This window comes from Streptomyces luteosporeus, assembly GCF_039532865.1.
Classification (GTDB): domain Bacteria; phylum Actinomycetota; class Actinomycetes; order Streptomycetales; family Streptomycetaceae; genus Streptomyces; species Streptomyces luteosporeus.
In genome coordinates this window covers 154,881-172,115 of the sequence record NZ_BAAASL010000015.1, presented here as the reverse complement: position 1 = coordinate 172,115, position 17,235 = coordinate 154,881, and the positions used below count along the sequence as shown (strand labels likewise).

Sequence of the window (17,235 nt, the reverse complement as noted above, 5' to 3'; positions counted from 1 at the left end):
AGCGGCCGCCGCTCAGGCGTACGGCAGCGCGATCACGCGCCACCGTCCGTCGTGTCCGCGCTCGAGTAACAGAGCGACCTGGCTGTCGGTGGTGGTCGACTTGCCGCTGGCCGGGCTGGTGGTGACCCGGTAGAACACCCGCGCGAGCGCGCTGGTGGACGTGGGTGCCGGGGCCCCGTCGGGCACCGAGACCGCGGTGACGGAGGCGACGACGCTGGCCTTGGCCTCGGTCCACTGCCGCCACTGGGCCGTGGTGGAGGGCCTGGCCGCGCTCAGGGAGGCGCCCAGGTCCTCGGAGGTGTACTGCGAGGCGCGTCGGCCCGCGTCGGTGAAGTCCTTGTCCTGGCCCGGCCGGGCGTCGTGGGAGGCCCAGGCAGCGGTGAAGTCCGCGGCGGCCTTGGCGATGTCCTCGGGCAGCTCACTGCCTGGGGACGCGGCCGGGCCGTTGGGCACGGGGATGGTGCCGGTGCCCGGCACCGCGAGGGCCGGTACCTCGGGCGTCGCCGAGACGCTGGCGGTCTCGGCGGGCGCGGCGCGGACACCACTGGAGAGTGAGCCGCAAGCCGTGAGCGATGCTCCGAGGACAGCGGCCAGTACCGTGCCAGCGGCCGCACGGAGACACATGCGCGGGAAGCGTCGCGGGGAAGGCTGGTGTGCGGCGGACCGCTCCTGTCCATAGTCGTGGGCGCCCCGCGGCGCGGGCGCGGGTCCGTGCGCGGCCCGCTGCTGACGGATCAGCTCGATGTGTTCCTCGCGCTGGCCCCGCAGCGTCTCGATGCGCTGCCTGACCCCGTCGGTGTCCACCTTCTGCATCAGCTCGGCCATCTCGTCGAAGAACGCCAGTCCTGCTCGGGTCGTCCCTGCTGCCGGCCGGCTGCAGGGACGCCTCCTCAAGGCGTGGCCCGGCCGTGGTGCCGGACCGTTGAGAGGCAATCAGCTCCCCGTGGCACTGAGCTGCTGATGCCGGACCGCTTCCCAGGGGCTGCGGCGATGTCCGGCCCTCCGGTCCCGCCCGACGGGATCTTCATCCGGGCCGAACAAGCGGCGGGTCCCGGCTCGGCTCGTCTGCCCGGCGTGGGCGGGCCTGCAAAGTGCCGGAGCTCGTGCCGGTTGTCTCCCACCGGGCACGCCCGGACCTGAAGGTGAGCAGCGGCAGGTGCCGACGACCTTCGCCGCCTTCCAGGCCCGTCATCGCCGGTTGCCGGACGGGTTCGTGGACGTCACCAAGGAGATCCGCCGGGACACTCTGCTGCCAGCTGGCTAGGCCTGGTCGGTGACCGTTCGGACGGCGATCTGACTGAAGGCGGGCATCCCGAGATCAACCACGCTGGCCTGCCGGGCTGCTTCCTCATCGAGCTGGGTGAGCTTGCTCTCAGCGCCTGAGGTGTCTGGTGTGCAGCTTCTCCAACCCGCCCAACAAGCCCATCATCGGCTACGCCGAGCTCGAGGAGAGCGCGGAACCCACCGAGCCCTCACGCCGCTACCGGCGGCGCGTCTTCTGCGTCACGGACAACGACCGCAGCGAGCCCGGAGGGCAGTACCAGGACGCCACGCCGCATCAGGCCGTGAACCGTCCGCGCGGGGGGTGCACGGCCGTCTCACCGACCGCGCCCGGGGACGCCGTCCCGCCCCGCCAAAGGAAACGGCCCCTGCTCCTGGCCCGCAGTCGGAGCCGCCGCCCGACGGCATGCTGTTTGTGACCTCACTTTGGGCGAACACGGCCTCTGGAGCCCCCACCCGCCCTCCGTCCGCCTGCTGGAGGGCTTGCCGAGGTTCCGGCCCCTTCAGCCCCTGCCCGCCCGCCCGCCAAAGAGCCTCTGACCTGCGCGTTCGGCCGCCGTCCGACAGAGGCAGGGGCCGAGTCCGCCCCACGGGCAGGGTCCTCAGCCCCTCGCGCGTGGCGCCGGCTGAGGGGCGGGGCCGTCGAGCAGGACCCTCTTCCACGAGGCGACGTGGGGCTTGCGGCGCAGCAGCGCTCTGCGCTCCCGTTCGGTCATCCCGCCCCACACGCCCCATTCGACCCGGTTGTCGAGGGCCTCCACCAGACACTCGGTGCGCACCGGGCAGCCCGTGCAGACGGCCTTGGCCCGGTCCTGCCGGGTGCTGTCCGCGAACAACTCCTCCGGGTCCGCGGTGCGGCAGGCCGCGTCCTCTTGCCAGTAGGCCCTCGCGCTGGTCATGTCTGTCCTCCCCCGTCGCGGCTCGGCGACAAGGCCGAGCTTATTGCGCAGGTCACGCCCGGTGCGTGGCTCGCGGCCACGGGGACCGGCGGGCGCGGTCATGCTCTGCGCTGCCAAGGCTTCCACCACGGCGGCTTCGGGGGCGATGGCGGTTCCTGCTCGAACACCGGCGGAAACTGCTGGGCCAGCGGCATCTTCTGCCGGGCTTCGGCAGCGGCGCGTTCTTCCTCCTTTTGCCGAAGTTCCTCTTGCTCGCGCTTTTCCCGCTCTGCCTGTTCCTCAGCAGCCCGTGCCGCGATCGCACGGCGCTTGTCCTGCTCGGCCGCGCGCCGGCGCCGGGTCCGCTCCTCCTGGCAGGCGCGGACCCGGGCCGCGCGCTCCTGTGCGACCTGCTCGTCCTCCTGGAGCCGGTCTCGTTCCTCGTGGTGCACGCGCCGGGCTGGAGTGAGCAGTTCACGGGCAGCGAGGTCCACGTCGCACTGCTCCAGCGGATCGGCAGCGACGTGGCAGGCGGGGAAGACGCGGCGGGGCGGCAGGGTGTAGGCGGCGTCCTCCCACAGGCGCTCGCCCGGCGAGGTGTTCGCGGGGTGGACGCGGGTCGTGGCAGTGCCGACCATCTGTGTGGTCGGGTCGAGCCACAGCGGGATCACACCGTGCTGCAGCATCGTCTGGTGCAGGCCGCTGAGCTGGACGGTTGCGGCCCAGTCGGGATCGTGCCAGACAAGCTCTGCGCGGCGGCGCTGTTGGGTGGTGGCGGGCCGCCACTGCGGGCCGTGGTGGGCGAACAGCCAGATGTCGACCACGCCGGCCTTGGCGTAGAAGTCGTGGCGGGCTTTCCAGTCGGTGCCGGTGAGCGCGGAGTACTGGACCTCGAAGGCCACCTTGATTCCGTCGGGGGAGACGGCGAGCACGTCGGGGCGCCGCCATCCGTCCGGCAGGGTGATGGGGGTGTCGTCGAGGTGCAGCGTCCAGTCCGCCAGGTCCGGGTGGGTTTCTGCCCATCGGGCGAGGACGTCCTTCGCGCTGAGGTGCCACAGCGTCTCCGGGCCCGTCCCGTCGTCGTGCTCGCCCTCTCCGGGGCGGTGGGCGAAGTGGTGGCGCCGCGCTCCCCCGGCGACGACCCGGCCGAACGGGAGGCCGCAGTCGGGCGCCGGGCACAGCAGCATCCCGCGGGCGACGTGGTCGCGCCAGGTCACCCCCGGCTCCATCTCGCCGTTGCCCTCGCCGGCCGGCAGGTAGCGCAGCTGCCTGGTCTTCTTGTCGAGCGCGAGGACCTGCGCCGTGTCCTGCGTGAAGGCCCGCGGCCGTCGCGGGCCGGAGTTCACGAGCCCACGCCACCGCGACGTGCCCATGGGTGTGTCCCCTCTGCCGTTCCGTTGATCAACCTCACTGTGCGGCGGCACCGCATCGGGCAGCGGGGCTCAGCGGGAACGTTCCGCCGGGCGGGACGAAAGGGGCTGCGAATGCGCTGCGGGGCGCGTAGTACGGGACCGGGGTTCGGCGAGGCGGCGGGTGCGCGTGTCACGGGCACCCTGCCCGACCAGGAGTGGGAGACCGCGTTGCGGTCAAGGTCGCCGAGACCGCCGACGGGGTGCTGTGGGGCCCGCCGATTTCCACGGCAGACGCCGCCCCTGGCCGGTCCCGACCACGCGGATACCCGCCGACGTGCTGAACACCCTGCGTACGGCCTGCGCGGCCCAGGGCCTTCGCCTGTCCTCCACCGTCCTGCCCGAGCTCGGCAACGCCGTCGGGCCCGCATCCCGGGCCCGCGGGGAAGACGCCGCACGGCAACTGGCCGACGAGGCCCACGCGCAACTGCCCCAGTGGCATCACCGCACACCACCTGGTCCCTCCGGTGAGCGTGGAGACCGGGCCACGAGCAGGTCGCACAGCAAGGGTGGCGGTCGTACGGGAGAGCAACTGCCGCCCTCTCACAGTGAGTAGCATCCGGCAGCAACAACCAGGTACAAGGAGTGCTGCAGTGGCCGACGAGCCCGCAAAGACCCCCATCCAACACAAGTACGCGCAGCAGTACGCCGACGACCTCGCGGCCAACCGCCAGGAACAGGGCGACATCACCGCGCAGATCGCCGGTCTCAAGGAGCGCCTGGAGCAACTCAAGGCGGAAGAGAACTGGTTGGCCCAGGCGCAGGGCAGCCTGCCTGGGGCCCCAGTGCTGAGCGCGCCCGGGGCACAGCCGGCCTCCGAGGTGGCCGGCGTCCCGCCGTCGGACACGGCCGAGCAGGCCGGAACCTCCGCGCCGGCCGGGCCGGTCGCCGATGCGGCCCAAACGGTTCCGCAGCAGCGGCAGGACCAGTCGGTGAGGGAGGAGCAGCGCAAGCAGCCCGCGAAGAAGGCCGCGGTGAAGAAGACCACCGCCAAGAAGGCGACCGTCAGGAAGGCGGCGAAGAAGGCCGCCGTGAAGAAGCCGTCGCCCGAGGAGGCCCCGGCGCAGCCGGACGCCGCTGCGGAAGCGCCGGCGGGCAAGGCTGCGGGCGAGGAGAAGCCGGGGGCGCCGCTGTGGCGGCTCGCCCTGGGCATCCTCCTCAAGGCCCCCGGGCAGCCGTGCGTCGTCAAGGAGGTCCGCGACCAGCTCGCGCAGGACCATCCTGACCGGGCGACGTCCGTCCAGACGGTGCGCAACAGCCTGGAGACCCTGGTCAAGAAGAACCTCGCGGAGAAGTCGCGCCAGCAGGGAAGCGTGATGTACACCGCGTACGCGGACACCGACGCGGATGCGGCGCCCGCTGCCGACGGCACCGCGGACGGCGAGGCCGAGCAGGCTCCCGAAGCCGCTGACGAGAAGGTCCCGGCGGAGGTCTAACCCCCGCTGCGGCCCGCCCGGGCATCCGCGGCGGCCCGACGGGCCGAGCGCCGCAGGTGCCCGGGCAGCAGCACCGCGCCGACGAGAAGCTGGAAGGCCGCCAGCGCGTAGCCGAACCGGTAGTCCTCGCCCAGGCCCCAGCTCAGGATGCCCGCGACGCACCCGGCTCCCAGCCAGGCGACGGCCGCGCCCGGCAGACCGCTCCGCGTCCTGGCCGTCCCGTAGGCGGCGATGGACGCCAGCCCCAGACCGGCAGCCACGACACTCAGCTCGGCGCGTGCGCCCAGGGCAGCGGCGGCGAGCACGCAGAGCACCGCTCCGATGGTCAGCGCGGTCCACGGGCGCAGGGCGGGGGCGGGTCGCATCACGGTCTCTCCGGGGCACGGGCATCCGAGCCAACCACGCCCCGGCCCGGGCGGGCAATGAGCTCCCCGTTCTCCCCGTCCCGTCGCGCGGGCCGCGTCCCTTATCTGGGGCCGCGCCCCGGGCGTTAGGCATGTGAGGGACAGGGTCGGTAAGCCCCCGTCCCTCACGGATATCTAGGGGTTCGTGAGACGCATACGGGCACTGGCGGTGTTGATCTTGATCAGTCCAGGTCGGCGCTGGCCAGGGTGATCGCGAGCGCGATGTGGGGGACGGCGCTGAGGCAGAGTTCCGCCGCCGTGCTCGGATCGGACGCGGTGCGCACCTCCTGCAGCGCCAGCAGACCGGTCAGCACTGCGGAGTCGACCGCCTCGTCGAGGACCTCGTCCGCAGCGAACTCGCCGCCGGCCACCAGCGCGCGCACCAAGGCGGCCGCCTCCTGCGGATCGCGTCGCCACCGCGCGGCGACTTCGTCGCCGGCGCTCACCAGGTCCATCGCGGCGGACTGCTGCACCGTCGGCAGCGGCACGCCGTGCTCACCAGGCGGGCCGGCCGACTCCATGGGCTCCTGGGCCTCCGCCACGGCGCACCGCGCGGCGTACGTCCGTCGGGCCTCTTCCTGCTCCCACGCCCCCACGGTCGGCCACCGGGCATCGTCCTCGGCGCGGGCCTGGTCCAGCAGGGTGGCGGCAGAGCCGCTGACCTGGATGCAGGGCAAGAGGGCCGCCACCTCCACGGCCTCCCGGCCAGGCGGGGCGTCGGCGATCGGCTGGTACACCGCGCCCGCCGCGTCGGCACAGGCGCCGATCAGCGTGGTCAGGGCGGCGATCAGCCGCGCGTGGCGGCGTCGACGGGCGGGCAGGTCTAAGAGCTCCGGTGTCGCAGTCACCTCCGCATTATGCCGTTGCGGCCTACCGCCGCCAGGCCTCTTTCGACTCACCAGCCTGCCCTGCGCCGCACACCGTGTCTCACGTGCCTTGTTGACGATCGCGGGTTCGACCTGCGAGCGGGCCGCCGCGACCCTAGATAGCAAGGGCTTCCCGTGTGTGCGCTCCAGGCGGGCCGGACCGCTGTTGGGCGCCTGTCCGGCGGGATGGCCCTGGCCGTGCGCCGGCGGGGCGGAGCACCGCCCTCGTGGTGTCGGCGGTGTGCGGTGCCATGCACGCGTTGGCCTGGCGACGGCGTCAAGAGGGCCGGCCGCGCCCGGGTACGGGATGCCGAGCAGGAACTGACGACGCCCGGCAGCGGCGGGTGACCACTGGCGCGTCCCGGGCGGCGCTGGCCGGTGACTGCGGCGTGCGCGCGATGTGGTCGTCCGGGTGGTGTACTCCTCGCCGCCGATCAGGTGTTCGGCGGGCCCAGGTGGGCCCGCCCTTCGGCGCTGAGCGTCGGGGTCATCGAGCCGCGGGCCGGGTCCGCCCAGTTCGGCATGCTGAGTGCCTGCTCCAGGTCCAGGCGGGGGGAGTTGCCCGTCTCCTCGACCAGCGGAGCCACGTCATCGTCGGACGCGGCCGGATACGGAGCCCGGTTCTGCCGGATCAGCCGGTCTAGTTCCCTGCGGACGCCCCCCGGGGACCGGTCGCGGAACAGCCCGGCCTCCCGGAACAGGGGGGCGGCCTCGTCCAGCCACAGCACAACGCGGTCAGTCTCGCCCCCGTTGCGCTCCTGCTGGACGGCCAGCAGGGCGGCGAGCATGTCCGTGGCCGTCCTGCCGGGGGTGGACTTCTCCAACTCACAGCGTAACTTGAGAAGTTGCACGTCCTGGTGCTGGAGTTTGTTGGCGGCCCACTTCCGGGCGGCCTCGGCCTCGGCGTCGCGCCGGTAGCGCTCGGCGATGGCGGCGCACTCATCCTCGGTGCACAGCACGCGGGCCACGGCCTCGGCGGAGCCGTCGGGGTTCTCGCCGGCCGGAACGTCGGCGGGGCGGCGGATCTCGGTGGTGTGCTGGTCGGTCATGTCTTCTCTCCGAACGGTGCGGGAACGATGCGGCCGTGTTTGCGCAGCTACCAGTGGACCGCCTCTTCCTCTGCCACGGATGCGGGACTGCGCCCACTGACACACCCCGGCTGACCGGGGTCGCTGTTGTACGAGGCCGGGTGCAGGGAGCCGTCTCAAGCGAACGCGCCCCGCTCCGTCTGTCGCTGCTCGACCTTGGCCTCGGCGGCGAGTGCGGCCCGGGCCTCCTCGACCTCCTTCTCCGCCGCGGCGATCCGGTCCTCGAAGTACGTGGTGATGACGGCCGTGAGGACGGCGTCCGCTGGAAACGCACCCGCGACAGCCTGCGGCCCAAGGCCGACCCGGCCCTCCGGTCCGCCGTGTGGAAGCGGCTGGAGGGTCTGCAGCACGGCCGGCAGGCCCGGGAGCTGACGGCGCCTCTGCTGGCCTGCAGGCAAACCGAGGGCCGTGGCCCCGGGCCCCTTGTCCGGGGCCACGGCCCTCATGCGGAGCAGCGGCCGCCTCAGTCGAACAGCCCGGTGATGTAGTCGGTCGCGATCCAGCCGTACTCGCCGTCGTGTGCACCGGAGCGCACCTGAACGTAGGCGAAACCTTCGCTGGAGAAGCACCCGACGTAAATGGTGGTGCCGTTGTACACCAGGCCGCGGGAGGAGTAGCCGGTGCCCGGCCCGGTGCGGAGGTTCACTCCGCTTCTGGTGCTGACCGACTCGATGCGGTCGAACGATCCGGCATCGCATGCCTCACGGCCAGAACCACCGGATGCCGCCGGCGTCTGGGCGAACGCGGACGGGGCCGCACCCACGGCGAGCGCGGCGGTCGCGGCGAGCGCGACGGCGGGAACGGTGCGGCGGAGTACGGAGGGAATCGGCACAGTGGTCTCCCCTTGATCGGCGGTTGTGCCAGGGAGCCTTCAGGCCGGCCGGGGCCCGTGACCGGCGGGCTGCCGGGACGTGCCAGGGCCTGGCACGGCGATCACGCCAGGTGTTCCGGCCGGTGGGAAAGGGGCCCGGCGCGCGGCCCTGGCCCGTCCGGCGCGCTGGACGGCCGCTACGCCGTGGGGGACGCGTTGAAGTAGGTGTTGCGGTATCTCCGGCCGTCGTTGTTCCAGTCCTGCTGGATGAACCCGTCGGCCAGGTGCTTACCCAAGCCCGCCTTGTACTTGATCGTCCCGGTCTTCACACCGGGGTGGCCGCGGGTGCGGGGGCGGTGCGGGCCGTGAGCAGCAGCGCGCAGCCAGCTGCGGCCATCAGCGGGACGGTGAAGTGGCCGCTGAGCGGTCCGGCCAGAGCGGTGCCGCCGGCCTGGCCGAGCCGGATGGCGCTGGTCATCCAGCCGACGGCCTCGGTCGAGGTGCCCGGCGGGGCGAGCGCGGTGACGGACAGGGACGCCACGGTGAGCAGGGGCACGAACAGGGCGCCCGGCAGCATCGCCAGGGCGAGGACCGCCGGGGCGGGCAACGGGGCGAGGAGCGGGAGCCAGCAGGCCGCGTACGCGACACCGAGCAGCATCAGGTGACGCGGTCGCGGGGTGGTGGTGGGCTGCAGGCGGGCGAACAGGACGCCGCCGAGCAGTCCGGCGGCAGAGAACGCCGCGGGCAGCGCGCCCGCCAGCCAGGAGGCGTCCTGCCGTTCGGCCACCGCGATCCCGGCGACGTCGAGGGCGCCGGCCGTGGCGCCGAGGAAGACCAGGGAGAGCAGCAGGGGCCGCATGGCGAGCGGGCGCAGCACGCCGAGCCGCTCGCGGCGGCGCGGCGCGGCCCGCCAGGCGCGGGCCGGTGGGGCGGTGGCGAAGGCGAGGGAGCCGGCCACGGTGACGGCGGCCGCCAGGGCGAGGGCCGCGGCCGGGGAGAGCCAGGTGGCTATCGCGATGGCCAGGGCGGGGCCGGTGACGTAGACGATCTCCTGGGTGGAGGAGTCCAGGGTGTAGGCGGTGCGCACGTGGGCGTCGTCGGGCAGTACTGCGTGCCACAGGGATCGCAGTCCGCCCTCCAGCGGTGGGCATCCGGCTCCGGCCAGGGCGACGCACGCGGCGGTCAGCGGCAGGTGGGTGGTGCCCGTCATGGCCAGGGTGCCGAGCGCGACGGCGACCAGGGCGGCGCCGAGGTAGCAGGGCAGGAGCAGGCCGCGCAGGTCCGCCAGCCGTCCGACCAGCGGCAGTCCGAGTGCCGGGGCGATGCCGTAGAGCGCGGCCAGCACACTGGCGCTCGCCAGGGAGTGGCCGTCCGCCTGCGCCGCCAGGATCAGGGCGACGGGCACCATGCCCAGCGACAGGCGTCCGATCACGGAGGCGATCAGCAGGCGGCTGCAATATCGGTGGCGCAGCACGGCGCGGAAGGTTGGCGGGGTGCGTGGTGGCTCCGGATCGCCGGCCGGAGCGGGCAGGGGTGACGGCTGTGGTGCGCGGGCCGGCTCCTTCGTGGTGCGGGGGACGTCGCGGACCTGCGCGTGGACCATCGCCTGCCTGCCTCTGCAAAAAGGGGAATCGTGGGTGCGGAAGAAGGCCGCCGTCCGTGCGCCGGGGCCCAGTGGGCAGGCGGCGGCGTACGGACGGCGCCAGCGGCGAAGGGGGGACCAGCCGCCGTGGCGAGAAGCCCAGCAGGCCGCGGCGGCCCCTTCAACGCCGCTTCCGGCGACGCGGACAGCCGCTGCCACTCCTCCCACCCCCTGGCTCGGCGATCGGGTAGACCGTTCCATCACGCGATGCCGCCGGGCCGCATCTCGTGGTGCTCACGGGCTCTGCGACCACCACAACAGAGGTCGGGGACATGAGGGGTGCGCACCCTCAGGCCTCATGTCCGGACGTGACCGCTTCTGGGCGGCCGACGGTGGTGACGGCGTCGTCCCTCGGCTGCGGTCCCACCTGCTGGCTCCGCGACTTGGCCTGCTCTCCCGACGGGGGTGTACGAGCGCGCCGCGCGGTAGCCGGTGCCCGGCGCGGCGGCAGCGCTCGGGGCCGTCGAGTCCGTGGGGTGGGAGGCGCAACCGGGTTGTGCGGCGATTTCTCCCGCCCCGCGGCGTGCTCGGCGTCCGGGCGGCCCGCAGCGGCTGCGGGCGGGCGTAGATGGAGTGGCACCCATAGCCCGAGCGACCTGTATGGAGCCGATGACGTGAGTCCCCGCACCGCCTTGACTCCGCCCGACGAGGGCCTGGCCATCGGCTTCCAGCCGCCCCCGCCCGCGGCGGACACCCGCGCGCTGCACCAGCTGCAGCACGCCCTTGCCCCGGGCGAACGGCCGTTGCTGTTCCTGGCCGAGGCGGTGCTGCTGTACGCCGCGTGCATCGAGGCCGTGGGCGGGCTCGGCCGTGGCGCCGGGATCCGCCGGGTGCGCGTCATCGCGTTCGCCGAGGCGGAGCGAATGGCCCTGAGCGGTCAGGTCACCGACGCGGTGACGGTCACCTCGTTGTTCCGGGCCCGTCAGGCACCTCTGGGCGCAGCGGGCCCGGCCGTATGACGGGGGCACCGGGAGGCGATCGGCTGATCGCCGTCGTCGAGCGCGCCATCGAGCAGCACCTGCCCGGCGGCACCTACGGAGTGGATGTTGCGAGCATGGCCGGTGAGGTCGTGCGGCAGGTGCGCCGGCAGTTGGTGTTCGAGCGGTTGGAGGAGACGGCGGCGAAGCTCGCCGGGACGCTCGAAGGCAACGCCCCGGCTACGGAGGAAGCCTCCCGGAGGGACGCTTCCTGAGCGCAGGCGTGGGACGTCTACGCGGTGGGGCGGTCGCCGGCGTCGAGACCCAGGGTGCGCCGGGCCTCTTCCCACACCTGCGGGCTCACCGGGACGCTGGGCCCGCCGGGGCAGTCGAGGATGGCCGGGTCGTAGCTCTGCCTGAGCTCATCTCGAACCTGCTCGTTGTCCTCCATGGTGGCGGAGGGTGCCGGGTCGAGGTCCATGAGAAGGACGCGGTTGCCACCACGTTGTGCCAAGAGCTGAGCCGGCTCGATCGAGGTGGTGGTCTTGCCGCGCACCCGGGAGCGGGGAGTGAGGCACGGGTCGCCGGAGAGGTTGGCGAGGACGCGGGCTGCCGGCTCGGCGGTGCTGCTGTTCTCCTTGGGCTCGCGGCCCTTGTTGTCGATCGGCACTTCGAGCCTCCAGCCCGTGGCACATCAGGTGGACCCTACGGTACTGGGTCGCGCTGACATGCCGGATCCGGCCAGCCCCCGCCGCTTCGGGCCGCTACGGCGCGCTGGTGGAGTGCTCGTCGCGGGCGGCGGGCGACCGGGCCGGGACGTCGGCCGTGATGACCAGCGGCATGAGCAGGACGACCGCGACCAGGCCCACGAGCCCGGCGAGGTGGAGTACCGCTCCCAGCAGTGTGAGCAGCACGGTGACCAGCGGCCCCGCTGCGGCCGTCAGCCACAGGGCGAGGGCGAGGATTGCATACCCGGCGGCGAGGGCGGCGCCGCACACAAGCGTGGCCATGGCGGCCAGGGCGAGATGCGGCAGACCATGCCGGATGAGCGGCCCGGCGGCGCGCAGCAGCAGACGGATGACGGTGCTCAGGATCCACGTCACCGGTCCACCCCGGGGACGGCGGGGACGGCGGCCAGGGCTTGGACATGGGCCTCGTTGTGGCCGGTGGGCGTCGCCGGGCTGGCAGCGGGGGCGGCGGGGCGGCTCATGGCCTCCTGCAGGCGGACGCGGATGTCCGCCTCGTCGAAGGCGACGGTGGCGGCCGCGGTGTGCTCCAGGGCGCCGAGGGCGCGGTTGAACAGGTCGCTCTCGGCGTCGGTGGTGGCGCGGCGGTGGGCGGGGACGGGCCGCTGGAGCTGGTAATGGAGCTGGCCCTGTAGTGCCTCGGCCGCGCGCTCCAGCGTGCCGAAGGCCTCGATGACGCGGCGCTGGGTCTGCGCGGCCGCGACCGGAACGAGTTCCTCGGGCAGGTCACGCGGGATTGAGGCGGGGAAGGCCAGGCGGCCGAGCGCGTCGTGCCTGAGGTGGAGTTGGCCCTCGCGGGCGGCCAGGTAGGAGGTCGCGGCGTGCAGCAGTTCCGGGTCGGCGAAGTAGCCGGTGCTTCCCTCGGCCCCGGTGGCGGCGCGCTGCGCGTCGAGGTCCTCGACGGCGTCGGCGGCGGTGGCCGAGTTCTCCCGCCAGGTGGCCGCCGGGCCGCTGGTGGACAGGTCGCGGGCGGGGATCGGGAAGGCGTCGAGGAGTTGCCGCGCTTCGCTCTCGCGCCCCGCGTGCGCCGCGGCGGTGTAGGCGCGGACGGTCTCGCGGGCCTGGGCCAGGTGCGCGGCGCGCGCCTCGTCGAGGACCGCAGTAGCGCCCAGGAGTGCACCGTCGGCTCGCCGGTCGCGCAGATAGTCGGTGACGTCAGGCTCGAGGACGGCCCGCAATTGCTGGGCGGGCGCGTCGCGCAGGGCGATCTGGTCGAGCAGCCAGTCGGCCATGGGCGCGAGCGCCGGGACGTCGGCGGCCAGGGACTCGACCGCATGCCAGTCCTCGATCAGTTCGGTGCGGATGCGGTAGGGGCGCTCCAGCCGGTCGATCAGATCGACGATCCTCAGCCCGGTGGTGACCACCAAGTCGGCAGTGGGCTCGTCCAGTTCTCCGGCACGCTCCAGGCTCAACGTGAGGACAGAGGGCGGCGGATAGCTGGCCAGGGCGCGCATGTGACAGGCCCAGGCGGCGGCCGCGGCGATCCACCCCAGTTCGAGTCCCTGCTGCGCCTCGGCGTTTTTGCGGTAGAACCAGCTGGCCAGTTGCTCGGTGAGCCGGGCCTCGTCGTTGGCCGGATCGTGCAGCAGCTCGGCGGCGAGTTCGCCGGGGGTGTGCTCGCGCAGGGTGCCGGACTCGGTCGTGAGGATGGCCAGGTGCCGTACGCCGTCGTCCAGTCGAAGCCAGCGGCGCAGGGTCTTCTCCCGTCCGTGGGTGACGTCCTGCGCCGTGATGCGGCTGAGGTCGGCGTCGGCGCGGGCGATCCCGCTCTCCCCCACTCGGGGTGCGTCAGTCCCCTCGAAGCCGGTCGGCTCACTGCCCTCGGCCACCCACACCAGGGCGTACGCGTCTGGGCCCCGCTCGGCCAGCCAGGTACGGAAGTCGTCGGGGAGGGGGGTGGGCTGTTCACTCATTCGAGGGAACCTTCTGCTCGGCGGTGGGTGCCGCGCGGCCCATGGACGGCGGCTGGCGGCAGCTTGCCCGTGCCGGTGATCTCCACCGGCCTGGCCGCTGCAGCGGGTCCGCCCGGCGGGACCCGGAAGGCGACCAAGGGCAAGCGCGTCCCGTGGCGCGGGACGGGGCCCGGGAGAGGGGCGAGCGAGGGTGCGCGAGGATGCCCGGCCGGGGGTGGGGGCATTGCCTGGGCGGCGTGTGGTCGTGGGACGCAGAGGTGACGGCCCTGTTGTCTCCCCCTGCCCACGATGCTGCGGGAACGGGCCCAGGGCCGCCCGGGCGGTGGAAGCGACTGCGCCTCGTTTCTCCCCGGGACGACAGTGGTGGTCCCGCCGGAGCCAGCGGGGCGCCTCGACGCCGGCGACGCTACGCACCCCCACTGACATCTCCTCCTGACGAGCGCGTCCGGGCATGGAGGACACCCGGCGCGAAGGTTCAGCTGTCGGTGCCGGCCAGGCGCCGCATGATCGTCATGAGTTCGTCGGGCGGGACGATGCTCGAGACCTTGGTCTCCCGGTCCAAGACCGTGATCGACGTCAAGGTGCCGGCGCGCCACCAGCACACCCGGCGAGAGATGCTGCCGGGGCCGTCCTCGTAGGCGCCCTGCCCGAACTGCGCGAGGGCGTTGACGGCCTCGCCCACGTGGCGGTCGGTGAGCGGGTAGAAGACGAGGTTGTGCCGGTTCGGGACGACGAGCAGCACGCCGTCCTCGGGCAGGTCCGGGCCGCCGGCGGCGCGCACTTCCTCGTCGAGGACGAGGACCTTGCTGGCGGCGATCACCGACGCCGGGTGGCCGAGCATGTGCAGGACCGCGCCACCGGGCAGGTCGATGGTTCTGTAGTTGACCGGCGATCTGAGCAGGTTACTGCGCGCGGCCGAGTAGAGGGTGTCCCACGCGACGAGGGCCACGTCGTCGTCGTCGAGAACACGGACGGCGTCCGGGGTGTCGAGGACGATGCCCTCCAGCAGATCGGTGGCCACCGGGCGCAGGTAGGTGAACTGCCCGCGCGCCTCAGCGGGTATCGATTCCTCGGCGACCAGCCGCAGGTACACGCTGCCAAGGGGATCGTGGGTGGTGTGGTGGCCGGTGTGGGCAGAAACGTCGGTCATGTGCGCATGTCCTTTGCTGTTTCGGGTGTGTGGCCGGCCGCGGCGGGTGCCTCTGGACTCGGGCCGAGCGGGAGATGGTGGCGCAGGCTCTTGCTGCACCGGACGGGGAGGGGTCGACCGCACCGGGCGCCGATCCGCCGCACCGCGCGCCGCCGTGGTGGCGGGTGAAGAGGTGTGGGACCGGGCGGTGGTCCAGTTCCGCCAGGGCCGCCCGGCGGCCTGGAGCTCGTCGCGGCCGGCGGGTTCGGTGTCCTGCCAGATCCTCACCAGGGTGAGGCCGGGCCAGCGCCACGGGCGGCGCTCCAGGGCGAGCAGCGCGCGGCGTGCCTCGCGCTGGACCGGGCGCGGCAGGCTGGTGGGGGCGGGGAAGTCGAACTGCGGGCGCCCGATCAGCCGCGCGCCGCGGGCGCGGGCGTACTCCTCAAGGGCCCCGGCCATCTGCTCCAGCAGGCTCGCGCCGTACGCCACGTCGCGGCCGTCGGCGTACCGGATCCAGGTGTGGACAAAGCCCAGGGAGGTGTCGGCGTAGTCGGGGCGGGGCGGTGTCGGGCTCACCGGGTGCGGCATCTGCTCGTCAGCGTCCCTGTCCCGGACGCCGGCGGCGGGGCCGCTGCGATGCGCGGCGCGGGCGAAGCACGGGGGCCGCGTCGCCCTCGCCGGGGGCCGAGGAGAAGCCGCCCGCGATGCCCGGCCGGGCGGGGGCCGGCACCTGCGCTGTGGGGGTGGCGGGGCGCTGCGGGCGTGCGGCGCGGGCCACGACGGTGGCGTTCGGGATGAGCGGGGCGCACATCTCGCAGACCTCTTCCAGGATCCAGACCCGGCCCACGATCGGGTCGTGCCGCAGGATCAGCACCACCCGTCCTGCGCAGGACGCCTTGGTGGCCACGTGGGCGTCGCACCGCCGGGAGCCGCAGTGGCAGTAGGCGTGAGGGTTGACGGTGGCAGCCTTCGCGTGCGCCTTGGCGTGCGCGGCGGCGAAGGCGCGCAGCGCGGTGACGTCCTCAGAGCGGGGCGGCATCCGGCACTCCTTGGTGCTGCAGGTGACCGAGGCGGTGCGGCTGCCGTGGCCGAGGATGCGGACCGTCCAGGCCCTTCCGGGGGTGCGCTGGGTGGAGGATTCGCTGTAGGCGGTCGTCACAGCCGTCCGTTCTGGTTCGGGGTTGATCGGTGATGTTGCTCCACTATGTCTCCTGCGATGGGTCGTTGGGCAGCAGGTTTCGGGGCCGAACGGCACGGGTTTCAGGAGATGAGTCGGCCACCGTCGCCGGTGTCCCGCCCTCCGGCCACGGCGCCGTCCGCCCCCGGCCGGCAGTGGGGTGATGGACCGCCCTCATCTTTTCCGGCTGGCCGGCGGTTCGCAGGAGAAGGGTTCTCCTCTGGTTGCGGGCCGTGCTGCGGGGCCGGGAAGGCGTCCCTTGTACCTGCGGCACCGTGGTCGGAATCAGGTGTCCGGATCCGGGCGTCGCCGCCCGGGATGGGTGAGGTCAGGGAGCGGCCGGGTGGTGTCCCACTCGATGAGCCGGGCCTGGCGGCGCTGGTAGAACGCGCGTTTGGCGGCCTTGCGGCGCTCGTAGCTCTCGCGGCCGTGGATCCCGTAGACCTCGACGTACGCTGGCGGGCTCTGGTCGGTGAGGACGAAGTCGGGCAGGACCACATCGGCGCTGTCGTAGCGCAGGGGCTTGATGAAGGCGCGGCGGCAGGCCGTGAGGGCGTCGGCCATGACCACCTCGTAGGAGGAGTCAGCAGGGATGTAGGTGCGGGTGGTGAGCATCGCGGCCAGGTCGGCGGCGATGAGATGCCCGCCCGGACTGTGCTCGACGACGAACAGGGCGACGCGCGCGCCGTGCTCGGCGGCCGTCTGGGAGAACGCGTGCCGAAAGGAACGGGCGGCCCGGGCGTGCAGGGTGGCGCGGGCATATATCGGGGTGCGCTGGTGGGCGAGGCGGTAGGCGACCCCGTACGGGGTGGGAGCGACCTCTTTGATCTGGCCCAGGAGCAGGCCGCGTCGTTCGGTGGCGTTGTGGCGTCCCAGCCGGGCGCGGAAGGCCTGCAGGGCGGCCGTGTTCGCGGCGGCGGCCTGGGGGGTGAAGGGCGGCACGAGGTAGAGGACGGAGTCGAGTTCTTGGCCGTTGACGGTGGTTTCGCGCAGGTGCCGGCGCAGCAGGGCGTGGCAGTGGTGCCATGTCCGGTGCCTCATTCCCGGTGGCCAGGTGTTGAGTTGGGCCTCTTCCCACAGCCAGTGGAGCAGTCCGAGCAGGCCGACGGCGCGCCGTGCATGCCGGTCGTCGAGGAGTTCGTCCGTCGCGTTCTGGTGGGTTTCGGGGCGGTTAAGGGTGCGGGCGAGAGGGGTGGCGAGGCGGATGAAGACGCCGTCGTCGGTCTCCTTGATGGCCTGCGTGCTGTAGCGGTCGCGGCCGGAGTGGCCGGGGCCGAGCTTGTGGAAGGGGCAGGTGGTCTCGTGCTGGTCGCCTTCCTGGGGCCAGCCCGCGAGGTGGTAGCGGCCCGCGCGGGTGCAGCGGATCACCAGGCGCAGGGCTGGGCGGCGGCATAGGCACCAGGCGTGGCCGACCTCGGCGCGGGCGCGGGCGAACAACGGGGCGGCCTGTGCGGTGTGCTCGCGCAGCCAGGCCAGTTGCACGGTGCGGCCCGCCAGTTGGATGCGGCCGGAGCCGGATGTGGGGTGCATGCTCACCT

The 17,235-nt window shown here is 73.2% G+C and carries 19 protein-coding genes; 4 read left to right on the top strand and 15 right to left on the bottom strand.

What is annotated here, in order from left to right:
- Positions 1–12 precede the first annotated feature (12 nt).
- Positions 13–825, bottom strand: a complete 813-nt coding sequence (locus ABD361_RS20680) for a hypothetical protein (RefSeq protein ID WP_344436889.1) — start codon at positions 823–825, stop codon at positions 13–15.
- A 566-nt stretch (positions 826–1,391) separates the two neighbouring features.
- On the opposite strand from ABD361_RS20680, the gene ABD361_RS30720 reads away from it, so the two are divergent.
- Complete coding sequence (locus tag ABD361_RS30720; protein WP_361746723.1) at positions 1,392–1,700, top strand: DUF6009 family protein; 309 nt, start codon at positions 1,392–1,394, stop codon at positions 1,698–1,700.
- A gap of 183 nt (positions 1,701–1,883) precedes the next feature.
- On the opposite strand, the gene ABD361_RS20675 is transcribed toward ABD361_RS30720, so the two are convergent.
- Positions 1,884–2,180 (bottom strand): WhiB family transcriptional regulator, encoded by a 297-nt coding sequence (locus ABD361_RS20675; RefSeq protein WP_344436888.1) that lies wholly within the window; start codon positions 2,178–2,180, stop codon positions 1,884–1,886.
- A 98-nt stretch (positions 2,181–2,278) separates the two neighbouring features.
- A complete protein-coding gene (locus tag ABD361_RS20670; protein ID WP_344436887.1) occupies positions 2,279–3,505 on the bottom strand; it encodes a competence protein CoiA family protein in 1,227 nt (408 codons plus the stop codon).
- A 656-nt stretch (positions 3,506–4,161) separates the two neighbouring features.
- Between ABD361_RS20670 and ABD361_RS20665 the strand changes: the two genes are divergently transcribed.
- The gene (locus ABD361_RS20665) at positions 4,162–5,004 is read left to right on the top strand and encodes a BlaI/MecI/CopY family transcriptional regulator (protein ID WP_344436886.1); all 843 of its coding nucleotides are present in this window, start codon (positions 4,162–4,164) and stop codon (positions 5,002–5,004) included.
- Here the strand turns inward: ABD361_RS20665 and ABD361_RS20660 are convergent.
- The 6 genes from ABD361_RS20660 to ABD361_RS20635 form a co-directional block, all read right to left on the bottom strand.
- Positions 5,001–5,369, bottom strand: a complete 369-nt coding sequence (locus ABD361_RS20660) for a hypothetical protein (RefSeq protein ID WP_344436885.1) — start codon at positions 5,367–5,369, stop codon at positions 5,001–5,003. The two genes, ABD361_RS20665 and ABD361_RS20660, sit on opposite strands and share 4 nt — an antisense overlap.
- Before the next feature lie 221 nt (positions 5,370–5,590).
- Positions 5,591–6,256, bottom strand: coding sequence for a hypothetical protein (locus ABD361_RS20655; RefSeq protein WP_344436884.1), 666 nt, complete (start codon positions 6,254–6,256; stop codon positions 5,591–5,593).
- Between the two features lie 452 nt (positions 6,257–6,708).
- Positions 6,709–7,323, bottom strand: a complete 615-nt coding sequence (locus ABD361_RS20650) for a hypothetical protein (RefSeq protein WP_344436883.1) — start codon at positions 7,321–7,323, stop codon at positions 6,709–6,711.
- A 155-nt stretch (positions 7,324–7,478) separates the two neighbouring features.
- Complete coding sequence (locus tag ABD361_RS20645; protein WP_344436882.1) at positions 7,479–7,712, bottom strand: hypothetical protein; 234 nt, start codon at positions 7,710–7,712, stop codon at positions 7,479–7,481.
- Between the two features lie 113 nt (positions 7,713–7,825).
- The gene (locus ABD361_RS20640) at positions 7,826–8,194 is read right to left on the bottom strand and encodes an SH3 domain-containing protein (protein ID WP_344436881.1); all 369 of its coding nucleotides are present in this window, start codon (positions 8,192–8,194) and stop codon (positions 7,826–7,828) included.
- Between the two features lie 304 nt (positions 8,195–8,498).
- A complete protein-coding gene (locus ABD361_RS20635) occupies positions 8,499–9,776 on the bottom strand; it encodes an MFS transporter (protein WP_344436880.1) in 1,278 nt (425 codons plus the stop codon).
- 653 nt (positions 9,777–10,429) lie between these two features.
- Here ABD361_RS20635 and ABD361_RS20630 point away from each other — a divergent pair.
- Together ABD361_RS20630 and ABD361_RS20625 are read left to right on the top strand one after the other, a co-directional pair.
- Positions 10,430–10,774 carry an NUDIX hydrolase gene (locus ABD361_RS20630; protein WP_344436879.1) on the top strand — a complete coding sequence of 115 codons (345 nt, stop codon included), beginning with the start codon at positions 10,430–10,432 and terminating at the stop codon, positions 10,772–10,774.
- Positions 10,771–11,007: a hypothetical protein gene (locus ABD361_RS20625; protein ID WP_344436878.1), complete on the top strand. Its 237-nt coding sequence runs from the start codon at positions 10,771–10,773 to the stop codon at positions 11,005–11,007. Before ABD361_RS20630 ends, ABD361_RS20625 begins: the two co-directional genes overlap by 4 nt.
- Positions 11,008–11,024: 17 nt before the next feature.
- Here ABD361_RS20625 and ABD361_RS20620 read toward each other — a convergent pair whose 3' ends face one another.
- The 6 genes from ABD361_RS20620 to ABD361_RS20595 form a co-directional block, all read right to left on the bottom strand.
- Entirely contained in the window at positions 11,025–11,402 is a 378-nt protein-coding gene (locus ABD361_RS20620; RefSeq protein WP_344436877.1) for a nucleotide-binding protein, read from the bottom strand.
- 94 nt (positions 11,403–11,496) lie between these two features.
- Positions 11,497–11,835, bottom strand: coding sequence for a hypothetical protein (locus ABD361_RS20615; protein WP_344436876.1), 339 nt, complete (start codon positions 11,833–11,835; stop codon positions 11,497–11,499).
- Positions 11,832–13,391 (bottom strand): hypothetical protein, encoded by a 1,560-nt coding sequence (locus tag ABD361_RS20610; protein WP_344436875.1) that lies wholly within the window; start codon positions 13,389–13,391, stop codon positions 11,832–11,834. The genes ABD361_RS20615 and ABD361_RS20610 overlap by 4 nt, the downstream gene beginning before the upstream one ends.
- A gap of 475 nt (positions 13,392–13,866) precedes the next feature.
- The gene (locus tag ABD361_RS20605) at positions 13,867–15,096 is read right to left on the bottom strand and encodes a hypothetical protein (RefSeq protein WP_344436874.1); all 1,230 of its coding nucleotides are present in this window, start codon (positions 15,094–15,096) and stop codon (positions 13,867–13,869) included.
- A gap of 19 nt (positions 15,097–15,115) precedes the next feature.
- Complete coding sequence (locus tag ABD361_RS20600; protein WP_344436873.1) at positions 15,116–15,679, bottom strand: hypothetical protein; 564 nt, start codon at positions 15,677–15,679, stop codon at positions 15,116–15,118.
- Positions 15,680–15,982: 303 nt separating this feature from the next.
- Positions 15,983–17,227 (bottom strand): DUF1173 family protein, encoded by a 1,245-nt coding sequence (locus tag ABD361_RS20595; protein ID WP_344436872.1) that lies wholly within the window; start codon positions 17,225–17,227, stop codon positions 15,983–15,985.
- Positions 17,228–17,235 lie beyond the last annotated feature (8 nt).